Genomic DNA, 1,400 nt, shown 5'->3' with positions numbered 1-1,400 from the left:
TTCACCGTCGGGTACTGACCCGGGGTCTCAGACCAGGTCGCGCCAGTCGATGGCGTCTTCTTCTTCGGTGGTGGCGGGGATCGCCTCGGTCTGCGCCATCATCGCAAGTGACAGGGTCTCGGTCTGCGGGCCGACGACCGTCGCCTCGTCGCGGCGGTGGCGCAGCACGTTCTCGATGTAGCTCGTGAGCGTCTCGGCCAGCGGCACCGAGCGTCCGCGCGCCTGCGACATGTACCAGCGGTGCTCGAGCACCTGGTGGAAGACCTCTGCCGGCTCGAGCTTCGCGCGCAGGTCCCAGGGGATGGCCTTCACGACCGGCTCGAAGACGCGCGTGAGCCATTCGTGGGCGACCATGTCTTCGTCCGACCCCAGCCGTGAGACTCGGGCGGCGAACTCGTCGAGGTCGTTGAGCAGCCGGCGCGCCTGGTTCTCTTCGACGTCGAGTCCCGTCAGCCGCAAGAGGCGTCGCTGGTGGTGCCCGGCATCCACGACCTTCGGCTGGATCGACACGCGGGTGCCGTCGGAGGTGGACTCGATCGACATCTCGCCGATGTCGAAGCCGAGGTCGTTGAGCCGCTTGACGCGTTCGGTGATGCGCCACGACTCGTTGGCGGAGAACGTCTCGCGGTCCGTCAGTGCGCCCCACAGCGAGTGGTAGGACGAGACGATGCCGTCGGCGATGGCGACGGCATCCACCCCGCCCTCGAGCCGGCCGCCGGCTTCGAGGTCCATGATCTCGCCGGCGATGTTCGTGCGCGCGACGTCGAGGTCGTGCTCGCGCTGGCCGCGGGTCAGGCCCGACTCGTGCAGCTCGCCGGTCTCGGCGTCGACGAGGTAGGCGGCGAACGCGCCGGCATCGCGCCGGAACAGGGTGTTCGACAGCGACACGTCGCCCCAGAAGAACCCGACGTTGTGCAGACGCACGAGCAGCACCGCGAGGGCGTCGACGAGGCGGGATGCCGTGTCAGGCCGCAGCACCTGGGTGAACAGGGCCCGGTAGGGGAGGGAGAACTTGAGGTGCGCCGTGACGAGCGCGGCCGGCAGCGGGTCACCGTCGTCGTCGGTGCGGCCGGCGATGACAGCCACCCGGCTGACGCAGGGCACGTCGAGACGGGCGAGGTTGCCGAGCATCTCGTACTCACGCCGGGCCATCTGCTCGGTGGTCTCCTTGATGGCGACCACGCGGTTGGAGAGGTTCGCGAATCGCACCAGGTGGCGCGACAGACCCTTCGGGAGGAACACGATGTGGTGTGTGGGCCACTCTGCGAGAGAAGTGGACCAGGGGAGTGTCAAGAGGCCGGGGTCGACCGAACTCGCGGTGATGCTGAGGGCTGAAGACACGGGAACTCCTGGCGGAAACGACACGGCGCGGGTAGCCCCAAGGCTACCCGCGCCGCGCG

1 protein-coding gene is annotated in these 1,400 nt (G+C 68.8%); it reads right to left on the bottom strand.

The features are described 5' to 3' along the window. Positions 1-27 precede the first annotated feature (27 nt). Positions 28-1,341: a DUF4032 domain-containing protein gene (locus tag NQ160_RS23755; protein WP_257517447.1), complete on the bottom strand. Its 1,314-nt coding sequence runs from the start codon at positions 1,339-1,341 to the stop codon at positions 28-30. Positions 1,342-1,400 lie beyond the last annotated feature (59 nt).

It is taken from the genome of Microbacterium sp. zg.Y909 (genome assembly GCF_024626565.1).
This window is presented reverse-complemented; position numbering and strand designations above follow the sequence as displayed.